The organism is Type-A symbiont of Plautia stali (genome assembly GCF_059731155.1).
Genome location: NZ_AP035891.1, coordinates 1,678,749 through 1,694,002, shown reverse-complemented (window position 1 = coordinate 1,694,002; position 15,254 = coordinate 1,678,749). Strand labels below are relative to the sequence as shown.

The following is a 15,254-nucleotide window of genomic DNA, read 5'->3' as shown; positions in this document are numbered from 1 at the left end:
ATCGGCCCTGCGAGGCGGATGCCGTTTTTTATTTTATACTCAACCATAAGAGTACAGGCGGTACACGGCGTTTTCAGGATGCTGTGCCTTTGGTAAGAAGGGGGCAGGGATGTTGCTGAACAAGAAGAGCAGAGTTAATCGTGCTGCAATAGCACTCAGTTTGTCACTGATGGCGGCACCGCTGGCTATTAGCCAGGCGGCAGACGTCGGTGCGCTGCGGCACAGCACGCTGTCAGTGGCTGCCAGCCAGCAGCAAATTCAGCAGGCATTTAGCCCCAGCGAACGACCCTTTTATCTGCCCGGCCTCGCCGGCATCTATGCGGCACGCAACATGGCGCCGCTGTGGCAGGATCGCGACGCCGTGCAGGCTTTCCAGCAGCAGCTGGCAGAAGTGGCGCTCTCCGGCGTACAGCCGCAGTTTACCCGCTGGGTAGAGTTGCTCATCAATCCTGATATTAAAGGCTTCGCGCGGGACGTGGTGCTGAGCGAGGCCATGCTTGGCTATCTGCAGTTTGTTGCTAACGTACCGACCCAGGGCGAAACCTGGCTGTACAGCAATGTGCCGTACAAGCTGACCATGCCGTCACTCTCCGCCATTAATCAATGGCAGAACGCGGTGAACGGCGGAGGCAGCCGCGCCTTTGTGGTGTCGCTGCAGCCGCAGCATCCGCAGTACGCACCGATGCACAGCGCGTTAAAAGCGTTGCTGACCGATAACCGGCCGTGGCCGCAGCTGCGCGATAAGGGCACGCTGCGCCCGGGGCAGATCAGCGATGATGTGCCGGCGCTGCGTGAGATTCTGCAGCGCACCGGTATGCTGACCGGCACGCACAGCGCGACGCCCACGCCAGCCGACGATGCCGTCTCGACGCCCACGCCAGCCGACGATGCCGTCTCGACGGCCCCGCAGCCGGTGAGCCAGAGCGATGAGCCAGTGGCCGTCAGCCCGTCGGCCACCAGCGTCAGCGATCTGCCGGCGCAGGTTCCGCAGGCCAGCGGCAACATCAGCACGGTGACCCCGTCTGCCAGCAACAACGTCTACGACAGCACGCTGGTGGAGGGGGTAAAACGCTTCCAGCACTGGCAGGAACTCGCAGACGACGGAGCCATCGGTCCGCGCACCCGCGAGTGGCTGAATGTTTCCCCGCAGATGCGTGCGGCGCTGCTGGCGCTGAATATCCAGCGTCTGCGTCTGCTGCCGGATGACATGCACAACGGCATCATGGTGAATATTCCTAACTATTCCCTGACCTACTACAACAACGGCAATACCATTCTGTCATCGCGGGTGATTGTTGGTCGTCCGGACCGCAAAACGCCGCTGATGCGCAGCGCGCTCAATAATGTGGTGCTCAATCCACCGTGGAACGTGCCCACCACGCTGGTGCGTCAGGATATCGTGCCGAAGGTGAAGCAGGATCCGAGCTATCTGTATAAGCACGGCTACACGCTGCTGTCGGGCTGGAGCGCCGATGCGGAAGTGATCGACCCGTCGGTGATTGACTGGCACATGGTGTCCGCCGCCAGTTTCCCGTATCGCATTCGTCAGGCGCCGGGTGCCAGCAACTCGCTGGGCCGCTATAAATTCAACATGCCGAGTTCAGACGCGATTTATCTGCACGATACGCCGAATCATGGCCTGTTCCAGCGTGATATCCGCGCGCTCAGCTCCGGCTGCGTGCGTGTTAACAAAGCTTCTGAGCTGGCCGATCTGCTGTTGCAGGACGCGGGCTGGAACGACAGCCGTATCTCTGACACGCTGAAGCAGGGCGATACGCGCTACGTGCCGATTCGCCATCGCATTCCGGTCAATCTCTACTACCTTACGGCCTGGGTGGCGGACGATGGCCAGCCGCAGTATCGTACAGATATTTACAATTATGATAACCCGGCGCGTTCCGGCAGCCAGGTGCTGACCAAAGCGGGGCAGCTGCTGCTCTAAGCGTTTATTTCCCTGTTATCCTTCCTTCGAAGAAAATGGCAAGACCGGTATGGAAAATTGATTTCAGACCGGTTTTGCGAATTCTGTGACAGATTGCGGGTTGACTGCTCTCCAAGCTGCGGTTACTGTTCGGCCTTGTGTACTTTTTGCACATACTTTTTATCGTTTTAGATTAGGTAACCCCGTTTCATGGCTAATTTTGATTCTCAACGTCGTCGTTTATTGCTGCTGGGTGGCGCAGCGGCTGGATTGTCACTGCTGCCGGGTGCAGCGCTGGCGTCAGTTTCCACCTCCCGCCCCCGGGTATTAACGCTCAGTAACATGCATACCGGTGAAACCCTCAAAACTGAGTTTTTTAACGGTAAGAGTTATGACAAGGATGAGTTAGCTCGCTTAAACCACTTCTTCCGTGATTACCGCGCCAATCAGGTTAAACACATCGATCCGCATCTGTTTGACCAGCTGTATCGTTTGCAGACGCTGCTCAACACGCGCAAACCGGTGCAGCTGATCTCCGGCTACCGTACGCTGGCGACCAATAATATGCTGCGTGAATCGGGCCCTGGCGTGGCTAAACACAGCTATCACATCAAAGGGCAGGCGATGGATTTCCACATTGAGGGCATTTCTCTGAGCAATGTTCGCAAAGCGGCGTTATCTATGCGCGCCGGTGGTATAGGATATTACCCGCGCAGCAACTTCGTACACATTGATACCGGGCCTGCAAGGCACTGGTCCTGATACTGGCAGCGCTGCGTGTGTCGGTCATGGAGCGCTATGAATTACCTGATTATTCCGGTCACCGCCTTTTCACAGAACTGTTCCGTTATCTGGGATGACGAGACGCAACAGGCTGCGCTGGTTGATCCCGGCGGCGATGCCGAAACCATTATTGCCGAGCTGGCGGAGCGAGGCTTAACGCCGTCGCAAATCCTGCTGACTCACGGCCATCTCGATCACGTCGGTGCTGCTGCGGAACTGGCGCAGCACTATCAGGTGCCGATCGTCGGGCCGCAGCCAGCAGATGCCTTCTGGCTGGACAACCTGCCCACTCAGAGCCGGATGTTTGGTTTGCCGGAGTGCGCGCCGCTGACGCCAGATCGCTGGCTGGAAGAGGGCGAAACGGTACAGCTGGGCAACGTGACGCTGGAGGTGTTGCACTGTCCAGGTCATACGCTTGGCCATATCGTGTTCTTTGACCGTGCTGGCCGTCTGTTGATCTCAGGTGATGTGATTTTTAACGGTGGCGTAGGCCGCACCGATTTTCCGCAGGGCAGCCACAGCGATCTGATTGCTGCCATTCGGGATAAACTTCTGCCGCTGGGTGATGATGTGACGTTTGTCCCCGGCCATGGCCCGATTTCCACCCTCGGCCATGAACGCGTCAGTAATCCTTTCCTGCAATAAAAAATGGGCCAGCAGGCCCATTCTTTGGTTCGTTACAGCACCGCGACCATGGCTTCACACAGTGCCGACATATTATCCGGCGTCATGCCTGCCACGTTAACGCGACCGGAATTCACCGCATACACGCCGAACTCTTCACGCAGACGCACCACCTGATCTTTGGTCAGACCGCTGAACGAGAACATGCCGTTCTGTTTGATTATGAAGCTGAAATCGCGCTGTGCACCTTTCTCCGCTAGGGTATTCACAAACAGCTGACGCATGCGCTGAATGCGCTGACGCATGTCGGTCAGCTCCTGCACCCAGATAGTACGCAGTGCGTCGTTGCCGAGAATGGTGGCGACTACGGCAGCACCGTGCGACGGCGGGTTAGAGTAGTTGGCGCGGATGCTGTATTTCACCTGGCTGAATGCCGTCTTCGCCACGTCGGCTGTTGCCGCCACCAGCGTCAGCGCACCGACACGCTCGTTGTACAGACCAAAGTTCTTCGAGTAGGAGCTGGCGACGATCAATTCCTGATGGGATGCAGCGAAAATGCGCAGGCCTTCAGCATCTTCATCCAGACCGCGTGCGAAGCCCTGATAGGCGAAATCGAACAGCGGCAGCCAGCCTTTCTCCTGCGACAGCTGCGCCAGCTGTTGCCACTGGTCAGCGGTAGGATCGATACCGGTCGGGTTATGGCAGCAGCCGTGGAACAGCACCACGTCGCCCGCCTGCGCTTCCTGCAGCGAGGCCAGCATGCCATCAAAGTCGAGGCTGTGGGTCGTCGCATCGTAATACTGGTAATCACACATTTCCAGACCGGCGGCGTTGAACACGTTTTTGTGGTTCGGCCAGCTGGGATTGCTCACCCAGATGCGTTTGACGTTGGTTTGCGTAGCGAGGAAATCCGCGGCGACGCGCAGCGCTCCGGTACCGCCCGGCGTCTGCGCGGTGCAGGCGCGACCAGCGCTAATTAGCGCGTTCTCTTTGCCAAACAGCAGTTCCTGCGTGCAGAGCGCGAAATCAGCCAGACCATCAATGCTGAGGTAGTTTTTGGTGGTCTCGTTCTCCAGCAGATACTGCTCAGCTTTTTTCACACTGGTCAGCACCGGAGTTTTGCCGGTTTCATCTTTATAAACACCAATGCCAAGATTGATTTTATTCGGGCGGTCGTCGGCGCGAAACAGGTCAGCCAGTCCCAGAATAGGATCGGCTGGTGCGGCAGAGATTGATTCAAACATGAGTCAGTTCCGTTTGGGTGAACTTTAGCAAAATGAGCTATCAGGTTAACGTCAGACGCAACGCTTGCCAACCGCTGACATAAAAAAGAAATAACTGTGGCGTATAAAGTAATGGCGCTAATCGGGAGCCCGATCACTGAAATGCAAAACGGAGCCCGAAGGCTCCGTTTCTGCGGTGTTACACAGTTCGAATCGGCAGATTAGAACTGGTAAACCATGCCAACGCCAACCACGTTGTCGGTAGAAGTACCGGTAGAACGGGTGAAGTCGTTGTCGTCCAGCAGGTTGATTTTGTAGTCAACATAGGTGGACATGTTTTTGTTGAAGTAGTAGTAGGTACCCACTTCGATGTATTTAACCAGGTCAGCATCACCGCCGCCGAAGGTACCTACAGAGTTCAGGTCCTTGCCTTTAGACTGCAGGTAAGCGATGGATGGGCGCAGACCGAAGTCGAACTGGTACTGAGCAACCACTTCGAAAGCCTGAGCTTTGTTAGCAGCGTAGTTGATTGCTACACCATCTGGAGTGGCGCTGGTGTTGCCATATTTAGTGGTGTTACGTGATTCGCCGTAGAAGGCAGCCAGGTATACATTGTTGGCGTCGTATTTCAGACCGAAACCGTATGCATCTGCTTTCTCACCGTTGCCATCCAGCTGCTGCTGATTGGTACGATCTGAAGAGAAGTATGCACCCACTGCGCTGATGCCCATGCCAGTGTCGTAAGATACAGAGGTACCCCAGCCGTCACCGTTGTCGTAACGTGGACCGCGGCCTTCGTTTTTGCCCTGATACTGAACAGCTAAGCCCAGACCGTCAACCAGACCGAAGAAGTTGCTGTTACGGTAAGTCGCCAGACCGTTAGAACGACCAACCATGAAGTTGTCGCTGTCCTGATTCAGGGTATCGTCACCGAATACTGGCAGCTGGTCAGTGTAAGACATTGCGTCGTACAGTACGCCGTAGTTACGACCGTAGTCGAAGGAGCCTGCATCACCAAATTTCAGACCGGCAAAGCCCAGACGAGTTTTAGAGCCTTTGGTGCCCTGAGATTCAGCAACGTTAGCCTGCACGTTGTATTCCCACTGGCCGTAACCGGTCAGCTGGTCGGTAATCTGAGTTTCACCCTTGAAGCCGAAATGAACGTAAGACTGATCGCCATCATCACCGGCGTTATCAGAGAAAGTGTGACGTGCATCAACTTTACCGTAGAGGTCCAGTTTGTTGCCATCTTTGTTATAGATTTCTGCTGCGTTTGCTGCACCGGCAGCTAACAGAGCAGGGATAACCACTGCAAGAATGTTGCGCTTCATCATTATTTATTACCCTCATTGGAGTTATTTGGACATCTGCCACTGCCGTCAAGAAACCTTTACGGGAACCTTGAAAGAAGGTTTGATGTCTCCTGTGTCTGCACGCATCTTTCCATCACTGGGTTGCTAATTCTAGCCCGAAAATGATTCAATTCTCGTAATTACGTATCGAAAAGCAAAATTATATTGCAATTTGCAAAATATCGGGAACTTTGTGAGAGAACTCAAAATTTACAAAAATAAAAAAAGGCCGGCAGGGCCGACCTCAATATATATATGAATTTCTTATATTTAATCTTAAATCTTAGAAATTAGCGTTACGTGGCGTGCGTGGGAACGGGATAACGTCTCTTACATTTTGTACGCCGGTGACATAAGCGATTAAACGTTCGAAACCTAAACCGAAGCCGGCATGCGGCACGGTGCCATAGCGACGCAGGTCACGATACCACCAGTAATCTTCTTTATTCAGTCCCATTTCTGCGAGGCGTGCATTCAGCACATCAAGACGCTCTTCACGCTGCGAGCCGCCGATGATTTCACCGATGCCTGGCGCCAGCACGTCCATCGCCGCCACGGTTTTGCCGTCGTCGTTCATACGCATGTAGAACGCTTTGATATCTGTCGGGTAGTTCTTCACCACCACCGGCGCTTTAAAGTGTTTCTCTGCCAGATAACGCTCGTGTTCGGAAGAGAGATCCATGCCCCATGACACCGGGTTCTCGAAGCTCTGGCCGCTTTTCAGCAGGATGTCGACGGCGTCGGTATAGTCTACCTGGGCGAAATCAGTGGTGATGAAGCGCTCCAGACGGGCGATGGCTTCTTTATCCACGCGCTCGGCGAAGAACGCCATATCATCAGCGCGCTCTTCCAGCACCGCTTTAAACACATAATTCAGCATCGCTTCCGCTAGGGCAGCCGCATCGTCCAGCGTGGCGAACGCCACTTCCGGCTCCAGCATCCAGAATTCCGCTAAATGACGGCTGGTATTAGAGTTTTCGGCACGGAACGTTGGGCCAAAGGTATATACTTTGGACAGCGCACAGGCGTAGGTCTCGGCGTTCAGCTGGCCGGAAACGGTCAGGAAAGCCTCTTTACCAAAGAAGTCTTTATCGAAATCAACGTTGCCCTGCGGGTCGCGCGGCAGGTTTTCCAGATCCAGCGTTGAGACGCGGAACATTTCGCCGGCACCTTCGGTGTCAGAGGCGGTGATCAGCGGCGTGGAGACCCAGAAATAGCCGTTTTCATGGAAGAAGCGATGCAGCGCCTGCGCCAGCGTATGACGTACGCGCGCTACGGCACCGACAATGTTGGTGCGCGGACGCAGGTGCGCCACTTCGCGCAGGTATTCGATGCTGTGACGTTTAGCCGCCATCGGATAAGTATCCGGATCGTCCACCCAGCCGGTGACTTCAACCTGGGTCGCCTGCAGTTCGAATGCCTGACCTTCACCCGGCGACTCCACCACTTTACCGGTGACGATCACCGAACAGCCGGTGGTCAGACGCAGCACTTCATCCTGATAATTATTCAGAGAATTATTGACGACGGCCTGAACGGGATTAAAGCAGGAACCGTCATAAACGGCGATGAAGGAAAGACCGGCTTTGGAATCTCTTCGGGTACGTACCCAACCACGTACGGTGACTTCACTGTCAACCGCGACACGGCCGTGCAGTACATCCGCTACAGGCACTACGCTCATAAAAATCTCTCTATATAAATGAAGATGGAGTGAAATAAGCCCCATTCCGGGGTTTAGCTATGTTACTTGCGAGCCACTAGGAAACAAGCAAAATTGCCGGGGAATAAAGAGATTTTCTGGCGCAGAGCAGGGCGCAGGCACCCTGCTCAGGCCAATTAGCTGGCGCGTTTGACCAGCGGCAGGTCGAAGGCTTTGCGCAGGGCGCGCACGAAGGCTTTATCCTGGCAGATGGTTTTACCGGGACTGTCGGAGAGTTTGGCCACCGGTTTACCGTTGCAGCTCACCAGTTTGATCACGATATTCAAAGGCGTGACGCCGGGAATATCGCAGGTGAGGCGGGTGCCGATGCCAAATACCACGTTCGCGCGCTGACCGAAATGACGATACAGCGCCAGCGCTTTATCGAGGTTGAGATTGTCGGAGAACAACAGCGTTTTGCTGAGCGGATCGATATTCAGCCGCTGATAGTGCGCAATGGCTTTTTCTCCCCACTCCACCGGATCGCCCGAATCATGGCGCAGGCCCTGATAGCGATGGGCAAAACCGGGGCCGAAATCACGCAGAAACGCGTCCATCGTGATGCAGTCGGTCAGGGCAATGCCGAGCTGGTTGTCGTACTCATCCAGCCACGACTGCAGCGCTGCGCGCTGGCTGCTGGCCAGTACCGGGCTGATCTGTTGATGCGTCTGGAACCATTCGTGTGCTTGGGTTCCGACCGGGTTAAGCTGCAACCGGCGCGCCAGATCGTAGTTACTGGTGCCCAGCAGCCAAGGGAATTCGCTTTTCAGCGTGCTGACAATCGCTTCCTGCACCGCGCGCGAATAACGACGCCGCGTGCCAAAGTCCATCAGCTGGAAGCGCGACATATCGAGATCGCCCACCTGCTCACGGAAGTGCACCAGCTTCTGCTGCAGATGCGCCACCGCCTGTTCCGCGCCGCTTTCCGGCGTCCGGTGGCGGTGCACCACTTCGCTGATCAACGCCAGCAGCGGCACTTCCCACAGAATCACTTCACGCCACGGGCCGCGAATCTGAATGCGCAGATGCCCGTGATTGTCGCGCACCTCAACCTGCGAGGCATCGAAGCGGAACTGGCGCAGCCAGTCGAGATAATCCTGCTGGAAAAACGGTAAGCTGCTGAGGTAACGATATTCGTCATCGCTCAGCGCCAGGGATTGCATGGCAGTAATGTGCGTGCGGATGGCGTCGGCATACTGGCCGAGCTGCTCATCGCTGCGGCAGCGAAATTCTGCCGTTACCGGGACATCGTAGTAACGATGATAAACGGCCTGCTGCATGTGAAGCTTATAGGCATCGGTATCAAGCAGCGTGGTCAAAATCGGGGAAGCTTGTCCAGTCATGGTGCGTTTCAGCATCCTCTTCCGCGGAGCAGAGCCCGGTATTCAACAAAGTCATAAAGACGCAGGAGTATAAAACAGTAATCACCGCGATCACACCATAATTGCAGGTGACAGGTCGAGGGTCATTTGTGCCATTGTTAATGAATTGTAGACTTTTGGCGCAAGGCACGCATTGTGCGTGGCAACCCAGGCGCAACCCGCTTAGACTCTGAGGGTTGACTATATTAACGATGCGAGAAGGATTTATGACGCAACAGCCGCATATTAAATATCGCCACGACTACCGGGCACCGGACTACACCATCACCGATATCGACCTGACGTTTGATCTTGATGCGGCGACCACGCGCGTCACCGCCGTCAGTCAGGTAAAACGCCTTGGCGCGCAGCAGGCTGAACTGCGTCTGGACGGTGAGGCGCTGACGCTGCTGTCGCTGGCGGTGGATGGCAATCCGTGGCCGCACTACCGCGAAGAGCAGGGCGCACTGATCATCAGCCAGCTGCCGGACAACTTTACCCTGACCATCATTAATGAAATCCATCCGGATAAAAATACCGCGCTGGAAGGGCTGTATAAATCCGGCGAGGCGCTCTGCACCCAGTGTGAAGCTGAAGGCTTCCGGCATATCACCTGGTATCTCGATCGTCCGGACGTGCTGGCGCGCTTCACCACCACCCTGATCGCCGACGCGGCTACCTATCCGTACCTGCTGTCCAACGGTAACAAGCTGGAGAGCGGTCAGCACGAGGATGGGCGTCACTGGGTGAAATGGCAGGATCCGTTCCCGAAAACCTGCTACCTGTTTGCGCTGGTAGCCGGCGATTTCGATGTGCTGCGCGACAGCTTTACCACCCGTTCCGGCCGTAACGTGGCGCTGGAAATTTTTGTCGATCGCGGCAACTTGGACCGTGCGGACTGGGCGATGACCTCGCTCAAAGCCAGCATGAAGTGGGACGAAGAGCGTTTCGGTCTCGAATATGACCTCGATATCTTTATGATCGTCGCGGTGGATTTCTTCAACATGGGCGCGATGGAGAATAAAGGCCTCAACGTCTTCAACTCCAAATACGTGCTGGCCAAAGCGGAAACCGCCACGGACAAAGACTATCTCGGCATTGAAGCCGTGATTGGTCACGAATATTTCCACAACTGGACCGGCAACCGCGTGACCTGCCGCGACTGGTTCCAGCTCAGCCTGAAAGAGGGGCTGACGGTCTTCCGCGATCAGGAGTTCAGTTCCGATCTTGGCTCGCGCGCGGTCAACCGCATTGATAATGTGCGCGTGATGCGCGGCGCGCAGTTTGCCGAGGATGCTAGCCCGATGGCCCATCCGATCCGTCCGGATCAGGTGATAGAAATGAACAACTTCTACACCCTGACGGTGTATGAGAAGGGTTCTGAAGTGATTCGCATGCTGCACACGCTGCTGGGTGACGAGCAATTCCAGCAGGGGATGCAGCTCTATTTCGAGCGTCACGATGGCAGCGCCGCCACCTGTGATGATTTCGTGCAGGCGATGGAAGATGCCTCCAACGTCGATTTGTCACAGTTCCGCCGCTGGTACAGTCAGTCGGGCACGCCGGTGCTGACGGTACGTGATGACTACAACCCGGAGCTGGAGCAGTACACGCTGTACGTCACGCAGCACACGCCACCGACAGCCGATCAAAAAGAGAAGCTGCCGCTGCACATTCCGCTGGATATAGAACTGTATGATGGCGAAGGCAAGGTCATTCCGTTGCAGCACAACGGTCATCCGGTTCATCACGTGCTGAACGTCACCGACGAGTTCCAGACCTTCATTTTCGACAAAGTCTATTTCCAGCCGGTGCCGTCGCTGCTGCGGGAATTCTCCGCACCGGTGAAGCTCGACTATAAATGGAGCGATGCGCAGCTGACTTTCCTGATGCGTCACGCGCGCAACGACTTCTCGCGCTGGGATGCAGCGCAAAGCCTGCTGGCGACTTATATTCGCCTCAACGTGGCGCGCCATCAGCAGGGCCAGCCGCTGTCGCTGCCGCTGCACGTCGCCGATGCTTTCCGCGTGGTGCTGCTGGATGAGCAGGGCGATCCGGCGCTGATGGCGCTGATCCTGTCGCTGCCGTCAGAGAATGAGATCGCCGAGCTGTTCGAGGTGATCGACCCGCTGGCGATCGCCGCGGTCCGTGCGGCGCTGGTGCGCACGCTGGCTAAGGAGCTAAGTGATGAATTCTATGCGGTGTATATCGCCAACCAAAGCAGCGACTACAAAGTCGAGCATGCCGAGATTGGCAAGCGCGCGCTGAAGAATGTCTGCCTGAGCTATCTGGCATTTGCGGACGCGGAGCAGGCCAGCAAACTGGTGCAGGCGCAGTACGACAAAGCCAGCAACATGACCGACGCGCTGGCCGCGCTGTCTGCGGCGGTGGCGGCGCAGTTGCCGTGCCGTGATGCGCTGCTGGCGGCGTACGACGAGCGCTGGCATCAGGATGGTCTGGTGATGGATAAGTGGTTTATGTTGCAGGCCACCAGCCCGGCGGCTGACGTGCTGAGCAAGGTACGTAGCTTGCTGACGCATCGCTCGTTCACCATGGGTAACCCGAACCGAATCCGTTCACTGATTGGCGCGTTTGCCTCGGCCAACCCGGCAGCCTTCCACGCCAAAGATGGCAGCGGCTATCAGTTCCTGGTGGAGATGCTGACCGATCTCAACCGCCGCAACCCGCAGGTGGCAGCGCGCATGATTGAGCCGCTGATTCGTTTGAAGCGTTATGATGCCGAACGTCAGGCGCTGATGCGTAAGGCGCTGGAGACGCTGAAAGGGCTGGAGAATCTGTCCGGCGATCTGTACGAGAAGATCACCAAAGCGCTGAACGCGTAATCCCCAGGTCGCCATAAATGGCGACCCTTATATCCCGATCATTCTCCTCCGGGTATGATGATCCCCGACTGATCATCGGGAAGTTGCTGGTGAGATGGGGGCGACCCCTGGGCATAAAGCCTGCTTTGTGGATTCATCCCCGGCAACTTAACTCCCGCCTTCAAGACCGGACGGTATCCTGTGCCCCGAGCACGCATCCATAAGGATGGTCATGGCGGTTTCCCTGTGCTGTTAAGGAGAATCTATACAAACCCGTATGCCTGTCGGCATTGATATTGCCTCCGGAAAGTTTGATGTGGCCGTCTGGAAAGGCGACACGTCTTACAAAACCAAAGTCTTTCCCAACACCCCTAAGGGCTTTATCGCCCTGAAAAAATGGCTGGAGCCGTTCGGCTGCTGCCATATCTGCATGGAGGCTACCGGCGCGTACAGTGAGCCGCTGGCCACCTTCCTGCACGACGAAGGCTATGATGTCAGCGTGGAAAATCCTGCGCGCATCAGGCGCTTCGGGCAGGCCGAGCTGAGCCGGAATAAGACGGATAAAGACGATGCGCGCATGATAGCGCGCTACTGTAAACTGCACGGCCCATCGCTGTGGCAGCCGGCGCCGCTGAATGAACGCAGGCTGAAAGCGCTGGTGAAGCGCCTGACGAATCTTCAGGAAATGCGGCAGATGGAAGAGAACCGGCTGGAGGTATCGGATGCGGTGGTGCAGCCCTCAATCCGCGTGGTCATTGCGGCGCTGGATGCGCAGATAGACGAAACGAAGCGGGCAATAAACGACCATATTGACAATGACCCGGGCCTTAAAAAGAACAGGGAACTGCTGGAGTCCATCCCGGGCGTGCTGGGCAGCACGATGCTGGCGTATATGGGGGACATGTCGAGGTTCAGCAGCAGCAAGGCTCTTGTGGCGTGGGTGGGGCTGAATCCGATGCGGCAGGAGTCCGGTGAGTGGAAGGGCAAAAGCAGGATATCGAAGATGGGCAACAGCGCGATGCGCAAGGCCCTGTACATGCCAGCGATAGTGGCGATGAAGTGGAATCCGGCGGTAAGTTTGCTGAAGAAGCTGCTGCAGCTGGCTTATGGTGTGCTGAAGTCGGGTCGTCCGTTCGATGCCGAAATATGTCTTGCCAGGTAACCGGCAAGACGGTATCTACAGTGCATCTGCGGTTTTTACAGGGTGTGCATTAATACGCATCAGGCAATTGACGGGGCGAACACCGTAGGGTGCGCATTTATGCGCACCTTGTCATTTATGCACACTTGTTCCTTCAGCGCTGCTGCGCGAACTGCAGGGGCTGCTCTGAGGTTCCCCGCTTCATCACCCGATCCAGCACCTCGGCCTCCAGCTCGGCAAGGCGCGCCGATCCTTTGCGGCGCGGACGCGGTAAATCCACCGCCAAATCCAGTCCGATCTGACCCTCTTCAATCAGCAGCATGCGATCGGCCATCGCCACCGCTTCGCTGACATCGTGCGTCACCAGCAACACGGTAAAATTATGCTGCTGCCACAGCGACTCAATCAGGCCCTGCATTTCAATGCGCGTCAGCGCATCAAGTGCGCCGAGCGGTTCATCGAGCAGCAGCAAGCCGGGACGATGAATCAGCGCCCGCGCCAGTGCCACCCGCTGTTTCTGTCCGCCGGAAAGCGCTGCCGGCCACTCATGTGCACGATCGGCCAGACCGACCGCCGCCAGCGCCTCAAGCGCGGCGCTGCGCCACTCGCGGCCTTTCAGACCGAGGCCAACGTTATCGATCACTTTCTTCCACGGCAGCAGACGCGCATCCTGAAACATCAGGCGGGTATCTTCGCGCGCCTCGGCCAGCGGCGCGTTGCCTGCCAGCAATTCACCGTGCGTCGTGCATTCCAGCCCGGCCAGCAGGCGCAGCAGAGTACTTTTACCGCAGCCGCTGCGGCCGACCACCGCGACAAACTGGCCGGCCGGGATGTGTAAATCAATATGATTCAGGATGGTGCGATTGCCGTACTGCTTGGTGACGCGATTGACGCCCACCGGGGTACCGCGGTTCAGGCGCGCCGGGCTTAGCGTTGCGTTGCTCATGCGTTCTCCTCTTTCAATTGGTAAGCCGGATGCCAGCGCAGCCAGACGCGCTCCAGCAGCTGCGCCGTAACGTCGGCCAGTTTGCCCAGCAGGGCATAGATAATGATGGCGACCACCACCACATCGGTTTGCAGAAACTCACGGGCGTTCATTGCCAGATAGCCAATACCGGAGTTGGCCGAGATGGTTTCGGCCACGATCAGCGTCAGCCACATCAGACCGAGGGCAAAGCGCACGCCGACCATGATTGACGGCAGCGCGCCCGGCAAAATCACCTGTATAAACAGGCTCCAGCCGGAGAGACCATAGCTGCGCGCCATCTCCATTAGGCCGCGGTCAATATTCCGTATGCCGTGATAGGTATTGAGGTAGATAGGGAACAGCGTGCCGAGCGCCACAAGAAAAATTTGGCTGACTCGTCGATGCCGAACCACAGAATCACCAGCGGGATCAGCGCCAGGTGCGGCACGTTACGCAGCATCTGCACCGAGGTGTCCAGCAACCGTTATCCGGTGCGTGACGTGCCGGTAATCAGCCCGAGAATCAGGCCAATCGAACCGCCAATGGCAAAGCCGATTGCCGCTCGCCAGCCGCTGATGGCGAGGTGTTGCCACAACTCACCGCTGGCCGCGAGATGCCAAAAGGTGATGACAATATTCTCCGGCGAGAGCAGGATGTCGCGTCGACAGCCAGCCGGCCTGTGAGGCAACCTGCCACACTACCACCAGCAGCACCGGTAGCGCCCACGGCAGCAGGGCATTGCTCAGCTGTTTATTGACCTTTGCCATATGCGACTCTTTAACTCTGCGCGACTTTTTGCGGGGTGAAATCATTGGCGACCGCTTCACCGTGCGCCTGCACCACGCGGGGTTGCGGGATTTCCGGAATGGCCAGGTCGAGATGCGGGAACAGCAGCTCGACCACGCGATAGGCCTCTTCCAGATGCGGATAGCCAGACAGAATGAAGGTCTCGATGCCGAGATCCTGATACTCCTGCATACGCGCCGCTACTGTCGGACCGTCGCCCGCCAGCTCTTCCGGATCGCCGCCGGTGACCAGGTTAAACAGCGCGCGTCCGTTGGAAAGACGATCGAGCGTGGCGGCCTGCCGTGCGGCCTGCGTCGGGGAAATCACCCCCGGGCGCAGCGCCACCAGAAAACGCAGGCGCTGCGTCACCGGAATCAGGGATGCGGCCACCAGCCACGCATCTTCACACGACCGGCAGGTGGGGATCAGCACGCCACCAAAACCGAGGCGATCGGCGGCCTTCGCCACCTGTTGCAGATAACCGTGGTCCACCGGGCGCGCGCCTTCGGCCGTACCGAGATAGTGGCCGTCGCCGTGGGTGGGAAGAAACCAGAATACGGATACGCTCATGA

Annotated in this window: 13 protein-coding genes; 5 read left to right on the top strand and 8 right to left on the bottom strand. The window is 56.9% G+C overall.

Annotated elements, in window-relative coordinates; translation table 11 throughout:
* The first annotated feature begins 109 nt into the window (after positions 1–109).
* From ldtD to AC6I8M_RS09140, 3 genes are all read left to right on the top strand, one after another.
* The gene (ldtD, locus tag AC6I8M_RS09150) at positions 110–1,942 is read left to right on the top strand and encodes a L,D-transpeptidase (protein WP_498013766.1); all 1,833 of its coding nucleotides are present in this window, start codon (positions 110–112) and stop codon (positions 1,940–1,942) included.
* Positions 1,943–2,131: 189 nt separating this feature from the next.
* Positions 2,132–2,683: a peptidoglycan L,D-endopeptidase MepK gene (mepK, locus tag AC6I8M_RS09145; RefSeq protein WP_010618778.1), complete on the top strand. Its 552-nt coding sequence runs from the start codon at positions 2,132–2,134 to the stop codon at positions 2,681–2,683.
* Between the two features lie 36 nt (positions 2,684–2,719).
* A complete protein-coding gene (locus AC6I8M_RS09140) occupies positions 2,720–3,349 on the top strand; it encodes an MBL fold metallo-hydrolase (protein WP_010618777.1) in 630 nt (209 codons plus the stop codon).
* Positions 3,350–3,381: 32 nt separating this feature from the next.
* On the opposite strand, the gene AC6I8M_RS09135 is transcribed toward AC6I8M_RS09140, so the two are convergent.
* From AC6I8M_RS09135 to pncB, 4 genes are all read right to left on the bottom strand, one after another.
* Positions 3,382–4,572, bottom strand: a complete 1,191-nt coding sequence (locus tag AC6I8M_RS09135) for an amino acid aminotransferase (RefSeq protein ID WP_010618776.1) — start codon at positions 4,570–4,572, stop codon at positions 3,382–3,384.
* Positions 4,573–4,772: 200 nt separating this feature from the next.
* Positions 4,773–5,885, bottom strand: coding sequence for a porin OmpC (ompC, locus tag AC6I8M_RS09130; RefSeq protein ID WP_010618775.1), 1,113 nt, complete (start codon positions 5,883–5,885; stop codon positions 4,773–4,775).
* A gap of 301 nt (positions 5,886–6,186) precedes the next feature.
* A complete protein-coding gene (gene asnS / locus AC6I8M_RS09125) occupies positions 6,187–7,587 on the bottom strand; it encodes an asparagine--tRNA ligase (RefSeq protein ID WP_010618774.1) in 1,401 nt (466 codons plus the stop codon).
* A 155-nt stretch (positions 7,588–7,742) separates the two neighbouring features.
* Complete coding sequence (gene pncB / locus AC6I8M_RS09120; RefSeq protein WP_041387460.1) at positions 7,743–8,948, bottom strand: nicotinate phosphoribosyltransferase; 1,206 nt, start codon at positions 8,946–8,948, stop codon at positions 7,743–7,745.
* Between the two features lie 245 nt (positions 8,949–9,193).
* On the opposite strand from pncB, the gene pepN reads away from it, so the two are divergent.
* Together pepN and AC6I8M_RS09110 are read left to right on the top strand one after the other, a co-directional pair.
* Complete coding sequence (gene pepN, locus AC6I8M_RS09115) at positions 9,194–11,809, top strand: aminopeptidase N (RefSeq protein WP_022547572.1); 2,616 nt, start codon at positions 9,194–9,196, stop codon at positions 11,807–11,809.
* Between the two features lie 256 nt (positions 11,810–12,065).
* On the top strand, positions 12,066–12,950 hold the full coding sequence (locus tag AC6I8M_RS09110) for an IS110 family RNA-guided transposase (protein WP_498013404.1): 885 nt from the start codon (positions 12,066–12,068) through the stop codon (positions 12,948–12,950).
* A 133-nt stretch (positions 12,951–13,083) separates the two neighbouring features.
* Here the strand turns inward: AC6I8M_RS09110 and ssuB are convergent, their stop codons facing one another.
* The 4 genes from ssuB to AC6I8M_RS09090 form a co-directional block, all read right to left on the bottom strand.
* A complete protein-coding gene (ssuB, locus tag AC6I8M_RS09105) occupies positions 13,084–13,875 on the bottom strand; it encodes an aliphatic sulfonates ABC transporter ATP-binding protein (RefSeq protein WP_010618037.1) in 792 nt (263 codons plus the stop codon).
* Complete coding sequence (locus AC6I8M_RS09100) at positions 13,872–14,309, bottom strand: ABC transporter permease subunit (RefSeq protein ID WP_318285177.1); 438 nt, start codon at positions 14,307–14,309, stop codon at positions 13,872–13,874. Before AC6I8M_RS09100 ends, ssuB begins: the two co-directional genes overlap by 4 nt.
* A 183-nt stretch (positions 14,310–14,492) precedes the next feature.
* A complete protein-coding gene (locus AC6I8M_RS09095; RefSeq protein ID WP_010618035.1) occupies positions 14,493–14,663 on the bottom strand; it encodes a hypothetical protein in 171 nt (56 codons plus the stop codon).
* A gap of 10 nt (positions 14,664–14,673) precedes the next feature.
* Entirely contained in the window at positions 14,674–15,252 is a 579-nt protein-coding gene (locus AC6I8M_RS09090) for an LLM class flavin-dependent oxidoreductase (RefSeq protein WP_010618034.1), read from the bottom strand.
* Positions 15,253–15,254 lie beyond the last annotated feature (2 nt).

Excerpts from the sequence above, each read along its gene's own strand:
- ldtD (WP_498013766.1), top strand. The coding sequence starts at position 110 with ATGTTGCTGAACAAGAAGAGCAGAGTTAATCGTGCTGCAATAGCACTC.
- mepK (WP_010618778.1), top strand. The coding sequence starts at position 2,132 with ATGGCTAATTTTGATTCTCAACGTCGTCGTTTATTGCTGCTGGGTGGC.
- AC6I8M_RS09140 (WP_010618777.1), top strand. The coding sequence starts at position 2,720 with ATGAATTACCTGATTATTCCGGTCACCGCCTTTTCACAGAACTGTTCC.
- AC6I8M_RS09135 (WP_010618776.1), bottom strand. The coding sequence starts at position 4,572 with ATGTTTGAATCAATCTCTGCCGCACCAGCCGATCCTATTCTGGGACTG.
- ompC (WP_010618775.1), bottom strand. The coding sequence starts at position 5,885 with ATGATGAAGCGCAACATTCTTGCAGTGGTTATCCCTGCTCTGTTAGCT.
- asnS (WP_010618774.1), bottom strand. The coding sequence starts at position 7,587 with ATGAGCGTAGTGCCTGTAGCGGATGTACTGCACGGCCGTGTCGCGGTT.
- pncB (WP_041387460.1), bottom strand. The coding sequence starts at position 8,948 with ATGACTGGACAAGCTTCCCCGATTTTGACCACGCTGCTTGATACCGAT.
- pepN (WP_022547572.1), top strand. The coding sequence starts at position 9,194 with ATGACGCAACAGCCGCATATTAAATATCGCCACGACTACCGGGCACCG.
- AC6I8M_RS09110 (WP_498013404.1), top strand. The coding sequence starts at position 12,066 with ATGCCTGTCGGCATTGATATTGCCTCCGGAAAGTTTGATGTGGCCGTC.
- ssuB (WP_010618037.1), bottom strand. The coding sequence starts at position 13,875 with ATGAGCAACGCAACGCTAAGCCCGGCGCGCCTGAACCGCGGTACCCCG.
- AC6I8M_RS09095 (WP_010618035.1), bottom strand. The coding sequence starts at position 14,663 with ATGGCAAAGGTCAATAAACAGCTGAGCAATGCCCTGCTGCCGTGGGCG.
- AC6I8M_RS09090 (WP_010618034.1), bottom strand. The coding sequence starts at position 15,252 with ATGAGCGTATCCGTATTCTGGTTTCTTCCCACCCACGGCGACGGCCAC.